Source organism: Streptomyces pinistramenti, assembly GCF_020564935.1.
In the GTDB taxonomy this organism is placed as follows: Bacteria; Actinomycetota; Actinomycetes; order Streptomycetales; family Streptomycetaceae; genus Streptomyces; species Streptomyces pinistramenti.
The window spans coordinates 1-15287 of sequence record NZ_JAJCXB010000097.1; the positions used below are offsets into that span (position 1 = coordinate 1).

At 74.0% G+C, this 15287-nt stretch carries 9 protein-coding genes; 8 read left to right on the plus strand and 1 reads right to left on the minus strand.

Annotation, left to right across the window (positions count from 1 at the left end):
• The 5 genes from LIU39_RS33460 to moeZ form a co-directional block, all read left to right on the plus strand.
• On the plus strand, positions 1-182 hold a 182-nt coding region (locus tag LIU39_RS33460; RefSeq protein WP_227050741.1), incomplete at its 5' end, for a hypothetical protein.
• Positions 179-1363 carry a hypothetical protein gene (locus LIU39_RS33465; RefSeq protein WP_227050742.1) on the plus strand — a complete coding sequence of 395 codons (1185 nt, stop codon included), beginning with the start codon at positions 179-181 and terminating at the stop codon, positions 1361-1363. The genes LIU39_RS33460 and LIU39_RS33465, both read left to right, overlap by 4 nt.
• A 465-nt stretch (positions 1364-1828) precedes the next feature.
• Entirely contained in the window at positions 1829-2779 is a 951-nt protein-coding gene (locus LIU39_RS33470; protein ID WP_227050743.1) for an NAD-dependent epimerase/dehydratase family protein, read from the plus strand.
• Entirely contained in the window at positions 2767-3579 is an 813-nt protein-coding gene (locus tag LIU39_RS33475) for a spherulation-specific family 4 protein (RefSeq protein WP_227050744.1), read from the plus strand. Before LIU39_RS33470 ends, LIU39_RS33475 begins: the two co-directional genes overlap by 13 nt.
• A gap of 73 nt (positions 3580-3652) precedes the next feature.
• Positions 3653-4831, plus strand: coding sequence for an adenylyltransferase/sulfurtransferase MoeZ (gene moeZ, locus LIU39_RS33480; protein WP_227050745.1), 1179 nt, complete (start codon positions 3653-3655; stop codon positions 4829-4831).
• Positions 4832-4960: 129 nt separating this feature from the next.
• On the opposite strand, the gene LIU39_RS33485 is transcribed toward moeZ, so the two are convergent.
• A complete protein-coding gene (locus LIU39_RS33485) occupies positions 4961-7813 on the minus strand; it encodes a lysylphosphatidylglycerol synthase transmembrane domain-containing protein (protein ID WP_443743004.1) in 2853 nt (950 codons plus the stop codon).
• Positions 7814-8220: 407 nt separating this feature from the next.
• Between LIU39_RS33485 and LIU39_RS33490 the strand changes: the two genes are divergently transcribed.
• The 3 genes from LIU39_RS33490 to LIU39_RS33500 form a co-directional block, all read left to right on the plus strand.
• Positions 8221-8748 carry an MGMT family protein gene (locus LIU39_RS33490; protein ID WP_227050746.1) on the plus strand — a complete coding sequence of 176 codons (528 nt, stop codon included), beginning with the start codon at positions 8221-8223 and terminating at the stop codon, positions 8746-8748.
• A gap of 308 nt (positions 8749-9056) precedes the next feature.
• Positions 9057-12434 carry an ATP-dependent helicase gene (locus tag LIU39_RS33495; RefSeq protein ID WP_227050747.1) on the plus strand — a complete coding sequence of 1126 codons (3378 nt, stop codon included), beginning with the start codon at positions 9057-9059 and terminating at the stop codon, positions 12432-12434.
• 53 nt (positions 12435-12487) lie between these two features.
• Positions 12488-15287: ATP-dependent helicase (locus LIU39_RS33500; protein ID WP_227050748.1), on the plus strand; the 2800-nt coding region annotated here is incomplete at its 3' end.

Here is a 15287-nt window from a genome sequence, read left to right on the forward strand (position 1 = left end):
CCGCCCACCCGCCCGGTACCCCACGCCCCTTCGCCCGCCCCGCCGAGGCCCACGTACCCGGCCGCTGGGCCGCCACCGGAGCCGCCGCCCGCACCACCGCCCCCGCGGACCGCACCCCGAGCTGGGCCGCACCGGGGCCGGGCCGCCCGACGGCGGCAGCGGCGAGAGGGGACCGGACATGACCGCCCGGCGAACGGAGCCCACCGCGCCACCGCACGACCAGACCCCCCGGGACGCCGCCGCACCCCCGCAGCGACGCGGCCCCGCCGACCCCGTACGGATCCTGATGCACCGCCACCGCGCGCTGTGCGAACGTGCCGTCGACGCCCTGGAGATCGCGGCCCGCCTGGAGGCGTACGGCGTCACCGACCGCACCGCCGCCCGCTTCCGGCACCGCGACGTCTTCTCCCTCGCCGAGGAGCTGTACGCCCGCGTACCGCGCGCCGCGTCCTGTGGCGCCCCGGTGCCGCAGGACGAGCCCGCCCCGCGGCCCCTGACCGTCCGCGCGGCGCTCCACCTGCTCCCCGGCGCGCTCTGCGCGGCCACCCTCGCCGCCACCGCCGCCGCCCGGCCGGTCACCCCCCTCGTCCGCCCTGCGACGGCCACCGCGGGCGCCGTACTCGTCGTCCTCGCCGTGCGGCTGTGCCTGTGCACCGGGCCGCTGCGCGCACGGCAGCCGGGCGGCGGCGCACCGGCCGCCGTGCTGTGCGCCGCCTGGCTCACCGGCTACGCACTCTTCGGTGACCGGCTGCTGGCCCAACTCCTCGGCGGCGGCCCCGACTTCCCCTTCGGCCTCCCGCAGCCGGCCACCGCCACCGCCCTGGCCCTGGCCTGCGCCGTCGCGCCCGCCGCCTGGTGCGCCCGCTGGTTCGCGGTACGCGGCAGGCGCGGGCTCGCCGCCAGCCGCGGACTGGGCGAACTCGCCACCCGCGTCCGCCCGTTGCTGCTCGCCGCCACCCTGCTCTTCCTCGGCGCGCAGACCGCGCTGCTGCTCGGCGCAGGGCGGCTCACCGGCGACGACGGCACCGCCGTACCGGCCGCCGCCGCCCTCGGCGTCCTGCTCTTCCTCTCCCGGCTGCTCGCCGTCCACGGCTTCCCCGCGGCGGCGGCCGCAGGTCCCGCGGCCGCCGCCGTCCTGGAAGCGCTGGCCCTGGCCCTGGTCCTCATCGCCCGGCTCCCCGGCCTCACCTTCGTCGACCGCCCGGTAGACCTCCTCATCGCGTTCGCCGGGCCGTCCGCCGTCCCGGCCGTGGCCTGCACGGCCGCCGCGCTGGGCCTGCTCGGCCACGCCCTGCGCGCCCTGGCCGGCGCCTGCGCGCACCCGCCGGCCCGCTCCCTTCCTGCGGAGGCAGGCCGCCCGTGACCCTCCGGATATCCATCCCGTCCCACCCACAGCGGCCCGCACCCGGCCCGCTACCACCCGTGCCCGCCGGCCCCTGCCCTGCGGCGCCCCGCAAGGTGTCCCGCACCGCGGCGTACCGGCCGGGTACCGGACGCACGCGGCCCGCGCCGGCCACGCGCCGAGGTGCCGCGCCGGGCGCCCCGGGGCCGGCCGGCCAGTGCCCGGGGCGTATCCGCGCCGCCCCGCCACGTCCGGCGCCCCGCCCCGCCGCGCCGCCGGGCCCCGCGCCCCCCGACGTACTCCGCCGCCGCCCCACGCACGGCCGGCGCCACCCCTTCGACGCGGACCCCGACCCCCACCGGGCCGCCGTCCCCAGGACGGCCGCCCGCCGCGGCCGAACCCGACGCATTCCCGCCAACCTGCCTGAGGAGCACCACACATGAACGTCCACCCGACCACACGCCACGCGGACCGGGGGGTCACACGATGAGGGTCCTGCTCATCGGCGCCAACGGATATCTCGGCCGCTACGTCGCCGACCGCCTGCTCGCCGACCCCGCCGTCCAGCTCACCGTCCTGGGACGGGGCGATGACGCCGACGTCCGCTTCGACCTCGCCACCGGCAGCCCCGGCGCACTCACCCGCTTCCTCGACGCCGTGCACCCCGGCGTCGTCGTCAACTGCGCGGGCGCCACCCGCGGCGGCGCCCGCGACCTGACCCGGCACAACACCGTCGCGGTCGCCACGATCTGCGAATCGCTCCGCCGCAGCGGCTGCGGCGCCCGCCTCGTCCACCTCGGCTGCGCCTCCGAATACGGCCCGTCCCAGCCCGGATCCTCCACCGCGGAAGACGCCGTGCCCCGCCCCGGTGGCCCCTACGGCGTCAGCAAACTCGCCGCCACCGAACTCGTCCTCGGCTCCGGCCTGGACGCCGTCGTGCTGCGCGTCTTCTCGCCCGTCGGGCCCGGCACCCCGGCCGGATCCCCGCTCGGCAGGCTGGCCGAGGCGATGCGCCGGGCCATGCAGTCGGGCGACAGTGAACTCAAGCTCGGCGGCCTCGGCGTCCAGCGCGACTTCGTCGACGTACGCGACGTGGCCCGCGCCGTGCACGCCGCCTCACTGTCCGCCGCGCAGGGTGTCGTCAACATCGGCACCGGCCGCGCCGTACGGCTGCGCGAGGCCGCGTCCGTCCTCGCCCGGGTCGCCGGATTCGGCGGCGCGCTGCACGAACTCGACTCGCCGCCCACCCGGTTGGTCATCCCGGGGCCGTCCCCCGAGCACGGCGGCGCCGCGCCCACCTACCCCTACCCGGACGGCTGCGGTACCTGGCAGCAGGCCGATGTGCGCACCGCGCGCGACCGGCTCGGCTGGCGGCCGCGGATCGGACTGGAGGAATCCCTCGCCGACATCTGGATGGAGGCCGCATGCCGTATCTGACCACCGTGGGTACCACCCGCGCCCCGGCCGGCGCGGGGCCGCTGGGGGTCGGCGTCCCGGGCATCGCCCATCCGCTGGTCGCGCCCACCGAATGGGCCGGACTGCTGCGGATCTCCCGGGGGTTCGTCGCGCCCCAGGACCCGTATCGGCAGGACGGCCCGGTGTCCAACTACGCGGGGGTGGCGCCGCTGCACTGGGCGGTCCTCAACGTCGCGAACGGGCCGGGGGCCCGCCCCGACCCGTACTGCCTGCCCGCCGCGGCCCGGCTGCGTGAGACAGGTGTCCGTCTGCTGGGACACCTCGACATGCGGTACGGGGCCCGGCCCTTCGGCGAACTGCTGGCCGACGCGCACCGCTACCTGGAGTGGTACAAGGCCGACGGCTTCTGGCTGGACCGATGTCCCACGGACCGGACGATGCTGACCGAATCCCGGCGGGTCGCCACCACCCTGCGCACCCTCGTCAGCGACTCCTACCTGGTCTTCGGGCACGGCACGCACCCCTTCCCCGGCTACGCGGAGTCCGCCGACCAGCTCGTCACCTTCGCCGGGCCGTGGACCGAATACCGCTGGTCCCAGGTGGCCGAATGGACCGCCGACCACCCGCCCGAGCGGTTCTGCCACCTCGTCCACGGAGTGCCGCGCACCCACCTCGACGAGGCGCTGCGGATCGCCCGCTGGCAGGGCGCCGGCACCGTGTACTTCACCGACCGCAGGGACCGGGACGGCGACGCCTGGGAAACCCTGCCCGGTTACTGGGACGATTTCGTCTCGCGCATCGGACCGGGTGTCTTGGAATGAAGACGGGCGTGGCAGTGTTACGAGCAGAACAACCGTACTGAATCTTCGACCAACCCCCTTGTTGAGGTCTTCCGTGTCGCTGCCACCCCTGGTCGAGCCCGCTTCGGAGCTCACCGTCGACGAGGTCCGCAGGTACTCCCGCCACCTGATCATTCCCGATGTCGGGATGGACGGGCAGAAGCGGCTGAAGAACGCCAAGGTGCTCTGTGTCGGCGCCGGCGGCCTGGGTTCGCCCGCACTGATGTACCTCGCCGCGGCCGGCGTGGGCACCCTCGGCATCGTGGAGTTCGACGAGGTCGACGAGTCGAACCTCCAGCGCCAGATCATCCACAGCCAGGCGGACATCGGCCGCTCCAAGGCCGCGTCCGCCAGGGACTCGGTACTGGGCATCAACCCGTACGTCACCGTCAACCTGCACGAAGAGCGCCTGGACTCCACGAACGTCATGGAGATCTTCGCGCAGTACGACCTGATCGTGGACGGCACGGACAACTTCGCCACCCGCTATCTCGTCAACGACGCCTGCGTGCTGCTGAACAAGCCGTACGTCTGGGGCTCGATCTACCGCTTCGACGGCCAGGCGTCGGTGTTCTGGAGCGAGCACGGACCCTGCTACCGCTGCCTCTACCCGGAGCCCCCGCCCCCCGGCATGGTGCCCTCCTGCGCCGAGGGCGGCGTCCTCGGCGTGCTGTGCGCCTCCATCGGCTCCATCCAGGTCAACGAAGCGATCAAGGTCCTGGCCGGCATCGGCGACCCGCTCGTCGGCCGCCTGATGATCTACGACGCGCTGGAGATGACCTACCGTCAGGTCAAGGTCCGCAAGGACCCCGACTGCGCGGTCTGCGGCGAGAACCCCACCGTCACCGAGCTGATCGACTACGAAGCCTTCTGCGGCGTCGTGTCCGAAGAGGCCCAGGAAGCGGCGATGGGCGCCACGATCACTCCCCAGCAGCTCAAGGAGTGGATCGACGCCGACGAGAAGATCGAGATCATCGACGTCCGCGAGCCGAACGAGTACGAGATCGTCTCGATCCCCGGCGCCAAGCTGATCCCGAAGAACGAGTTCCTGATGGGCACCGCCCTCCAGGACCTGCCGCAGGACAAGAAGATCGTCCTGCACTGCAAGACCGGCGTCCGCTCAGCCGAGGTCCTCGCCGTCCTCAAGGCCGCGGGCTTCTCCGACGCGGTGCACGTCGGCGGCGGCGTCATCGGCTGGGTCAACACCGTCGAGCCGGACAAGCCGGTCTACTGACGGCCCGCGCCGCACAACGACAGAGGGCCGGGGTTCCCGCACGCCGTACGGTGCGCGGGAACCCCGGCCTCTTCGGTTCCGGGGCCGTCGGTGCCCGGGAAGCGGCGGACCGCCGCGCCCGCGTGAGCGTCAGATCTCGCCCTTCTTGGTCAGGTAGTTGAACGCCACCCAGCCGGGCAGCACCGGCAGCCAGAAGACCATCAGCCGGAACAGCAGCACCGCGGGGAACGCCGTGTCGTAGGTGAGCCCGGACAAGGTCAGGGCGCCCATCAGCGCGCCCTCGACCGCGCCGACGCCGCCTGGGGTCGGCGCCGCGGAGCCCAGCGCGTTCCCGGCCAGGAAGGCGACAGCGATGCTCGCGTAGCTCAGCTTGTCGCCACCGCCGAACGCCCGGATCGACGCGTCCAGGCACATCACGTTCGCCGCCGTCAGCAGCAGCGTCCCGCCGATGCCCGTGATCAGCTTCCGGGGCCGCTGGAGAATGTCCAGCATCCGCGGGACCACCCCCGCGAACAGCGAACGCACCCGGGTGGACACGAACTTGCGCAGCGCCGGCACCGCCGTGACGATCAGCGCCAGCACGGCCGCGGTCAGCAGACCGGCGATGACCGTACGCGACGGGGACAGCTGCGGCGCGTGCTCGGTGCCCGTCAGATAGCCGAAGGTCAGCAGCAGCAGGATGTGACTGCCGAGACCGAACAGCTGGGACGCGCTGACGCTCGCCACCGCCAACCCCGGCCGCACCCCGGCCCGTTGGAGGAACCGGGCGTTGAGCGCCACACCGCCGATCGCGGCCGGCGCCACCAGCTTCACGAAGTTGCCGGCGATCTGCGCGATCATCGTCCTCACGAAGGACACCTTCTCCGTGACGAAGCCCAGCAGGCTCATCGTCGCGGCGAGATAGGTCGTCGCGGAGAAGAACATCGCGACCAGCACCCACGGCCACTCGGCCCGGGTCACCACATCCGTCAGATTGAAGTCGCTGACCTGCGACAGCAGCAGATAGACGGCGAACGCACCGGCGATCCAGGTGATCAGCTTCCGCGGGCTGAGCCGCTCCAGCTTCGCGGGCTCGATCGTCGCCGTCGGCCGGATCAGCAGTACCTGCTGCCGGATCTGGGCCAGCAGATCCTCCTGCCGTGCCTCCTGGGACGCCTCGTCCAGGGCCCGTTTCTCGGCGTTCTTCAGGGCGTTGCGCTCGGCCCGCAGCGCCTTGCGGTCGTGCGCCACCTCCGTGGTCCGCGCCTCGCGTGCCTCCTTCGCCGTCCGCGATGCCTCCAGCACCGCATCCCGCTCCCGCGCCGCGCGTTCCCGGGCCAGCTGCCGCAGCGTCGCCCGGGTCGTCCGGCTCAGCGCGATCGGCTGGAGCAGCGGCAGGCTGTCGGCGACCGTGTCGGGGCCGAGCACCTCGACGGCCGCGGCCACCGACCGCTCGGCGCCCACCCGCAGCCCCAACGTCGCCAGCAGCTGCGCGATGTCCATCCGCAGCACCAGGTCGCCCGCGGCGATCTCACCTCCGCGCAGCTCCGTCAGCACGACATTGCCGGAACGATCCACCAGCAGCGCGTCACCGACCAGCCGCCGGTGCGCGATCCGCCGCGACTGCAGCGCCTCGACCTGCCGCCAGGCACTGTGCATCAGCGCATCGGTGATCTCCTCGTCCGCCAGTGAGTCCAGACCCCGCCCGCCGATGTGCTCGTACACCAGCATCACCGCGTCAGGACCCAGCTCCGACGTGGCGATCAGCTTCGGCGCATTGGCGCCGGCCGCGATGGCCGCGTACGCCAGCAGGGCCTCCTGCTCCAGGGCCTGCCGCAGCGACTGGAGACTGCGCCGCTGGTTGATGCCGCGCAGCGACAGGCGGCGCCAGACCCGGTAGAAGAAGCCCTGCGCCTGCTGCTCGCGGTCGACGACCGTCACATCGATCGGCGGGCCGTCCTCCAGCGTCACCAGATAGCGGCGGCCACGGTCGCTGTGCTCCGGGTGATCGCCGTTCCCGGGATCCTCCGCACGCAGCGCGGACACCGGACGGAAACCGACCCGGCGCAGCCCCGCCAGCAGATTCTGGCCGGTGGGCCGCACGTTGGGGGAGCCCACGGCGTAGAGGGTGCCGAACGCCACCGTCCAGCCGATCAGCACGGTCGTGACGATCGCGAACGGTGTGGTGTACCGGCCCACCAGCACCGCGAACGCGTCCAGCAGCAGCACGAACCACATCGCGACCCGCCAGCGCGGCCGCCGGGACATGCCCACCGCCGTCATGTACGCGATGACCGGCGCGAGATAGCTGTGCACCGGAGTGGTCAGCGAGCCGTCCTGCATCCGCTGCGTCAACGCCGCGCGGATCGACTCGGGCGCCGCCTCGGCGACCCACAGGTCCGTGGCCAGCGACACACCATGGGCCAGCACGGCGGCCAGCACACCGTCGGCGATCCGCAGCCCGTCGCGTTTGATGAGCCGCTCGACGGCGAACGCCACCGGCACGATCAGCACCGCGACGCTCGACGCCAGCCCGGCGAAGTTGATCAGCAGCCGCGGGGCCGCGCCCGCGCCCTTGCCGATGTCGTCCGCCAGCCCCTGCGTGGTGGCGTGCGCGAACGTCGCCAGCGCCAGGACCAGCGCGATCCCCGCGATGCCGAGCAGCAGCCGCAGCAGATCGGACGGCCGGTGGACCCGGGCGGGCAGCAACGGCTCGTCGCCGGAGACCCGGTCGACGTGGATCACACCGCAGCCGTCGCCGTCCGGCGCGGAACGGTGCGATCCGGTCCTGGGCGCGTCCGCGTCGGCGTGCGCACCGGCGCCGCACGCGGTCGCTCCCGCGGGACGCTCGGGCCCCGCGTGCTCCACGTCCGGCTGCGGCCCGGTGCCCTGCTCCCGCTCCTGCTGCCTTCGCTGCTCCTGCTCGTCGTGTCCCTCGCGGTGCGCGGGCTCTGCGGGCCCTTCCGGCCTCTCGGACGCCTCGGGTCGTTCGGCCTTCTCGATCGTGCTCGCCTTTTCGGTCGCGGACGCCGTCGCCGACTTCCGTTGCTGCTTCCCCTGTTGGGCCACCTGCGGCCGGCCGTGCCGCGTGCTGGACGCGGCCGTTTCCGGTGCGGTGGCGGCGGCTTCCGGCTCCGGTGCACCGGGGTCGCCGGCCTCCTTCGGAGGCACCGCTCCCCGCCGCCCGGCAGGCTCTCCTTGCTCTCGTCTCACCGGTCACCGCCGGGAAGATGGTGGCACGGCCGGGCGGGGGAGGGGGGTATCAGGGTGCATTTCGGGGGCGCGGGAAACGGAACGACGGCCGCCGCAACAGGTCCTGCGCCCCGCCCCGCGCGCGCTCCGAGAGCGCCGCACACCGCCCCCGCGCGGGCCGTGTGCCGTTGTCGGCGGGGTGCGGCAGTATGGGCCGAATGAGTGGGACCGGAAACACCGCACGGCAACCCGCGGACGACGACACCCCGCCCGCGGCGGCCGAGCTGCCCGCGTTCGCGGAGCGGGTACTCGGCGTCGCCGAGCTGATCCCGCCGGGCCGGGTGATGACCTACGGCGACGTCGCCGAATGGCTGGCGGGCGAGGCACCGCCCGGCACCGCAGGCACCGGCGGGCCGCGGCAGGTCGGCCGGGTGATGGCCCTGTACGGCGGCGCGGTGCCCTGGTGGCGGGTGGTCCGCGCGGACGGCGCCCTGCTGCCCGGCAGCGAACTGCGCGCCCTGGCGCACTACCGCGACGAGGGCACACCACTGCGCGGCACCGCCCAGGCCGCCACCAAGACCGCCCGCAGCGCCGGCGCGAAGGGCCGCGGGGCACCGGCCGGACACATACCGCGACTCGACATGCGGCGGGCCCGCTGGGACGGACAGTCGGCCGGGGACGGCCGGCGGGACGGCGCGGAGGACGCACCGCCCGGGGACGGCCACGGCCCGGAGGCGCAGCCCTGACACCACCCGGCACGGCAGCCCCACGGGCCCCGGCGGTGCGCGCCACGCACCGTCCCGCGCACCGGGCACCTCGCCCGGCGGGACGCCCGAGACCCCGGCCGGCAGCACATCTGCCAGCATCGTGGGTCCGGCCGCGGGACGCGCTGCGGCCCGTGCGCCACCTGGCGTAGCGTCGGGCAGTGCGGAAACCGCAGCCCCGCCGCCGGACCCCGGACCCGCGGGCCGGGCCCGTACCGCCACCGAAGACGCCCGGCACGGCGTCACCGACCGCAGCACGAACAGCACCTCCACCGGAACCGGCTATCCACGTGAGCTCCTCCTTCTCGGACACCCCGCCGACGCGGCCGCACCCGCGCGCGGCACGGCGGGACACCCCCGGTACGTACCGCCTGGTGCGCACCGACCCGGGGCCGGTGGAACCTCCTGCCTTGGACGCAGCGCAAAGCGCCGTGGTTCAGCACCGCGAAGGCCCGCTGCTCGTCCTCGCGGGCCCCGGCACGGGCAAGACCACCACCCTCGTCGAATCCGTCGCCCACCGCGTACGCCAGGGCGCCGACCCCGAGCGGATCCTCGTCCTCACCTTCAGCCGCAAGGCCGCCGCCGCCCTCCGCGACCGCCTCGCCGCCCGGCTCGGCGGCACCTGCCTGCCGCAGGCCACCACCTTCCACTCCTTCTGCTACGCACTGGTCCGCGCCCACCAGGACGCCGACCTGTTCGCCGACCCGCTGCGGCTGCTCTCAGGACCCGAACAGGACCTCGTCGTCCGCGAGCTGCTCGAAGGCCAGGCGGAACTGGCCGGCGCCGACCGCTCCCAGGTCGGCTGGCCGGACGAACTCCGCGCCTGCCTGACCACCCGCGGCTTCGCCGACGAGGTCCGCGCGGTCCTCGCCCGTAGCCGCGAACTGGGCCTGGGCCCCGACGCACTCGCCGACTTCGCCCGCCGCACCGGCCGCCCCGACTGGAGCGCGGCCGCCGGCTTCCTCGCCGAATACCTCGACGTCCTCGACGCACAGGGCGTCCTCGACTACGCCGAGCTGGTACACCGCGCGGTGCTCCTCGCCGGACAGCCCGACGTCGCCACCGCACTCGCCGGCACATACGACGCCGTCTACGTCGACGAATACCAGGACACCGACGCCGCCCAGATCCGGCTGCTGCGCGCACTCGCCGGCCACGACCACGGCCCCCGCCCCGGCCGCGCCCTCGTCGCCTTCGGCGACCCCGACCAGTCGATCTACGCCTTCCGCGGCTCCGACATCAACGGCATCCTCGACTTCCCCGAAACCTTCCCGGCAGACGACGGCACCCCCGCCCCCGTAGCCGTCCTCACCACCAACCGGCGCTCCGGAGCCGCCCTCCTCGCCGCCACCCGGCTGCTCGCCCAGCGCATGCCCCTCACCCGCCTGCCCGCCCGGAAGGTCCGCGCCCACCGCGACCCCGCCCCCGTACGGGACGGCGGCCGCGTCGACGTCCACACGTACCCGACACCGGGCGCCGAACTGGACAACATCGCCGACATCCTCCGCCGCGCCCACCTGGAGGACGGGGTGCCGTGGCACGAGATGGCCGTGCTCGTCCGTGCCGGCGGCCGCTCGATACCCGCCGTCCGCCGCGCCCTCACCTCCGCCGGAGTGCCCCTCGACATCGACGGCGACGACCTGCCACTGCGCCACGAACCCGCCGTCGCCCCCCTCCTGTCCGCCCTGCGCACCGCCGCACAGGCGGCACTGCGAGGAGAACCGGACGACGACGTACCGGAGACCGACGACGTACCGGACGGTCCTGGCGAGGCACCGGAAACCGCCGCCCCCCTCGACCCCGAAACCGCCATCGACCTGCTCACCTCACCCCTCGGCGGCATGGACTCCGCCGACCTGCGCCGCCTGGGACGCGCGCTGCGCGAGGAAGAACGCGCCGCAGGACACCCCCTGCCGCCCCCGTCCGACGTCCTCATCGCCCGCGCACTCGCCGCACCGCAGCGCCTGGTCGCACACGACCCCGCCTACGCCCGCGGCGCCCAACGCCTCGGACTCCTGCTGCGCGCCGCCCGCGCACTCCTCGCCCGAGGCGGCACCGCCGAAGCGGCCCTGTGGGAACTCTGGAACGGCACCCCCTGGCCGCAGCGCCTGGAACGCGCCGCACTCCGCGGCGGCGCCGCAGGCCGCAACGCCGACCGCGACCTCGACGCCGTCGTCGCACTCTTCGAGACCGCCGCCCGCGCCGAGGAACGCACCGGCGGCCGCGGCGCACTCAACTTCCTCGAAGAACTCGACGCCCAGGACATCGCCGCCGACACCCTCACCCGCCGCACCGTCCGCCAGGACGCCGTACGGCTGATGACCGCCCACCGCGCCAAGGGCCTGGAATGGCACCTCGTCGTGGTCGCCGGCGTCCAGGAAGGACTCTGGCCCGACCTGCGCCGCCGCGGCTCCCTCCTGGAAGCCGACCGCATCGGCCACGACGGCCTCGCCGAACCCCTCACCCCCGGCGCCCTCCTCGCCGAGGAACGCCGGCTCTTCTACGTGGCCGCCACCCGCGCCCGCGACCGCCTCGTCGTCACCGCCGTCAAAGCCGCGGCCGACGACGGCGACCAGCCCTCCCGCTTCCTCACCGAACTCGGCGTCACCCCCCAGGACATCACCGGCAGACCCCCCCGCCCCCTGGCCGTCGCCGCCCTCGTCGCCGAACTCCGCGCCACCACCGTCGACCCCTCCGCCACCCCCGCCCTCCGCGAAGCCGCCGCCGAACGGCTCGCGAAACTCGCCGCCCTGCACGACGACGAAGACCGCCCCCTGGTCCCCGCCGCCCACCCCGACAACTGGTGGGGCCTGCACGAACCCACCCACAGCACCGCCCCGCTCCGCGACCGCGACCGCCCCGTCGTCCTCTCCGGCAGCGCCCTCGACCAGCTCGCCAACACCTGCGCCCTCCAATGGTTCCTGGGCCGCGAGGTCAAGGCCGACGCCCCCGCCACCGCCGCCCAGGGCTTCGGCAACGTCGTCCACGTACTCGCCGACGAGGTCGCCTCCGGCCGCACCCCCGCCGACCTGGCCGTCCTGATGGAACGCCTGGACTCCGTATGGGACGCCCTCGCCTTCGACGCCCCCTGGAAATCACGCCAGGAAAAGGACCACGCCCGCGCCGCACTCGAACGCTTCCTGCGCTGGCACGTCCACGAACGCGACACCCACGGCAGCGAAACCGTCGCCACCGAGCACGCCTTCGACGTCACCCTCGAAGCCGGCGCCTACGCCGTCCGCATCCGCGGCAGCATGGACCGCGTCGCCCGCGACCCACAGGGCCGCGCCTATGTCGTCGACTTCAAGACCGGCAAACAGAAACCCACAGGCCCCGAAGTCGCCCGCCACCCCCAGCTCGCCGTCTACCAGCTCGCGGTACGCGAAGGCGCCGTCGACGACGCCTTCGCCGGGCACACCCCCGGCACCGCCGGCGCCCAACTCGTCCACCTCCGGCTCGGCGCACCCCAGAAGGAAGGCGGCGACGCACTGCCGGCCGTCCAGGCCCAGCCGCCCCTGGACGGCGAATGGATCGGCGACCTCCTCGCCACCGCCGCCGGACGCGTACTCGAAGAACGCTTCACCCCCACCACCGGCACCCACTGCACCCACTGCGCCTTCCGCGCCTCATGCAGCGCCCGGCCCGAGGGCGCACACGTCGTGGAATGACCCCACCCGCATCACCCCAGGTGAGCGGCGTACGAAGAGCCGGCCGGGCGGGAATGTCAGTGCCGGCCGTTACGGTTTTCGATGTGCCAGCGCAACTCACCGACCCCGAACAGCTCAAAGAGCTGCTCGGCATCCCGTTCACACCGGAGCAGACGGCCTGCATCACCGCACCGCCCGCCCCGCAGGTCATCGTGGCCGGAGCCGGATCAGGCAAGACCACCGTCATGGCCGCCCGCGTCGTCTGGCTCGTCGGCACCGGCCAGGTCGCACCCGAGCAGGTACTCGGACTCACCTTCACCAACAAAGCCGCAGGTGAACTCGCCGAACGCGTCCGCACCGCACTCCACGCCGCCGGCGTCACCGACCCCGCCGCAGCCCCCGACGCACCCGGCGGCGAACAGCCACCCGGAGAACCCCGCATCTCCACCTACCACGCCTTCGCCGGACAGCTCCTCAAGGACCACGGCCTGCGCATCGGCCTCGAACCCAGCGCCCGCCTCCTCGCCGACGCCACCCGCTTCCAACTCGCCGCCCGCGTCCTGCGCACCGCCCCCGGCCCCTACCCGGCACTCACCAAATCCCTCCCCGCCCTCGTCGAAGACCTCCTCGCCCTCGACGGCGAACTCGCCGAACACCTCGTCGACCCCGACCGGCTGCACACCCACGACACCGACCTCCTGACCACCCTCGACACCCTCCCCCTCACCAACGCCGACCTGCGCAAAGTCCCCGAAACCAGCCGCGGCCGCCGCGAACTCCTCAGCCTCGTCCGCGCCTACCGCACCGCCAAACGCAGCCGCGACCTCCTCGACTTCGGCGACCAGATCGCCCTGTCCGCCACCCTCGCCACCACCCGCCCCGAAGTCGGCCGCATCCTCCGCGACGAATACCGCGTCGTCCTCCTCGACGAATACCAGGACACCTCCGTCGCCCAGCGACTCCTGCTCTCCGGCCTCTTCGGCGCCGGCACCGGACACGCCGTGACCGCCGTCGGCGACCCCTGCCAGGCCATCTACGGCTGGCGCGGCGCCTCCGTCGCCAACCTCGACGACTTCCCCGACCACTTCCCCTTCCAGGACGGCACCCCCGCCCGCCGCCACGCACTCAGCGAGAACCGCCGCAGCGGCGGCCGCCTCCTCGACCTCGCCAACGGCCTCGCCGCCCCCCTCCGCCACCTGCACGCAGGAGTCGAAGCCCTCCGCCCCGCCCCCGGCGCCGAACGCGACGGCACGGTCCGCTGCGCCCTGCTGCCCACCCACGCCGAAGAACTCACCTGGCTCGCCGACTCCCTCGCCCACCTCGTCCGCACCGGCACCCCACCCGGCGAGATCGCCGTACTCTGCCGCACCGCAGGCGACTTCGCCCGCATCCAGGGCGAACTGGTCGCCCGGGACATCCCCGTCGAGGTCGTCGGCCTCTCCGGACTCCTCCACCTCCCCGAAATCGCCGACCTCGTCGCCGTCTGCGACGTCCTCCAGGACCCCACGGCCAACGCCTCCCTCGTCCGCCTCCTCATCGGCCCCCGCTGGCGCATCGGCCCCCGCGACCTCGCCCTCCTCGGCCGCCGCGCCCGCACCCTCGTCCACCACGGCACCCCCTCCGACGACCCCGGACAGCGGCTCGCCGAAGCCGTCGAAGGCACCGACCCCGCCGAAACCCTCTCCCTCGCCGACGCCCTCGACACCTTCCTGGAAGCCGAAGGCCCCGACGACGGCCTGCCCTTCTCACCCGAGGCCCGGATCCGCTTCGCCTACCTCGCCACCGAACTCCGCGACCTGCGCCGCTCCCTCGGCGACCCGCTGATGGACGTCCTGCACCGCGTCCTCGCCACCACCGGCCTGGAAGTCGAACTCTCCGCCTCCCCGCACGCCCTCGCCGCCCGCCGCCGCGAAACCCTCGGCACCTTCCTCGACACCGCCGCAGGATTCGCCGCCCAACAAGGCGGCACCCTCGACGGCGAAGCCACCCTCCCCGCCTTCCTCGCCTTCCTGCGCACCGCCGTCCAGCACGAAAAGGGCCTCGACAGCTCGCTCCCCGGCGGCGACAACACCGTCAAGGTGCTCACCGCCCACAAATCCAAGGGCCTCGAATGGGACGTCGTCGCCGTCCCCGGCCTGGTCACCAAGCAGTTCCCCAGCGAACAGGCCCGCGAGTCCTGGATCACCCAGCCCAAGGTCCTGCCGCACACCCTCCGCGGCGACGCCGCCACCCTCCCCGACGTCGAGGAATGGAACGCCCGGGGCCTCAAGAACTTCAAAGAGGCGATGAAGCACCACCAGGAGACCGAAGAACTCCGCCTGGGCTACGTCACCTTCACCCGCCCCCGCTCCCTGCTGCTCGGCTCCGGCCACTGGTGGGGCCCCCAGCAGAAACGCCCCCGCGGCCCGTCCGCCTTCCTGGAAGCCCTGCGCACCCACTGCGAAGCAGGACACGGCGAGATCGAGGCATGGGCCGACGCCCCCGAGGACGGCGCGGAAAACCCCGCACTCGCCGAGGCCACCACCGAACAGGAATGGCCACTGCCCCTGGACCCCACCGCCACCGCCCACCGCCGCGAGGCCGCCGCGACGGTCCGCGCCCACCTCCGCCGCCGCCAGTCACCCCCCGCCCCACGCACAGCACCGGACACACCCCCCGCCGCCCGGCCCACCGCCTCCCTGTTCGCCGACGACCCCGACTGGCCCCCGCCTCCGGAGCACGACCCGACGTCCGACGCGTACGAGAACACATACGGCCCGCAGGACGAACCCGGCGCGGACACGTACGGCCCCCAGGACGACGGCACGTACGGCCCGCAGGACGACGGCATCCCCCCGGCCATCCCCGAGCCCCGCCACCCCGCCGACACCCCCG

What these genes read in the sequence shown, in the direction of transcription:
- LIU39_RS33475 (WP_227050744.1), top strand. Translation starts at nt 2,767, where the DNA reads ATGCCGTATCTGACCACCGTGGGTACCACCCGCGCCCCGGCCGGCGCG.
- LIU39_RS33465 (WP_227050742.1), top strand. Translation starts at nt 179, where the DNA reads ATGACCGCCCGGCGAACGGAGCCCACCGCGCCACCGCACGACCAGACC.
- LIU39_RS33470 (WP_227050743.1), top strand. Translation starts at nt 1,829, where the DNA reads ATGAGGGTCCTGCTCATCGGCGCCAACGGATATCTCGGCCGCTACGTC.
- LIU39_RS33490 (WP_227050746.1), top strand. Translation starts at nt 8,221, where the DNA reads ATGAGTGGGACCGGAAACACCGCACGGCAACCCGCGGACGACGACACC.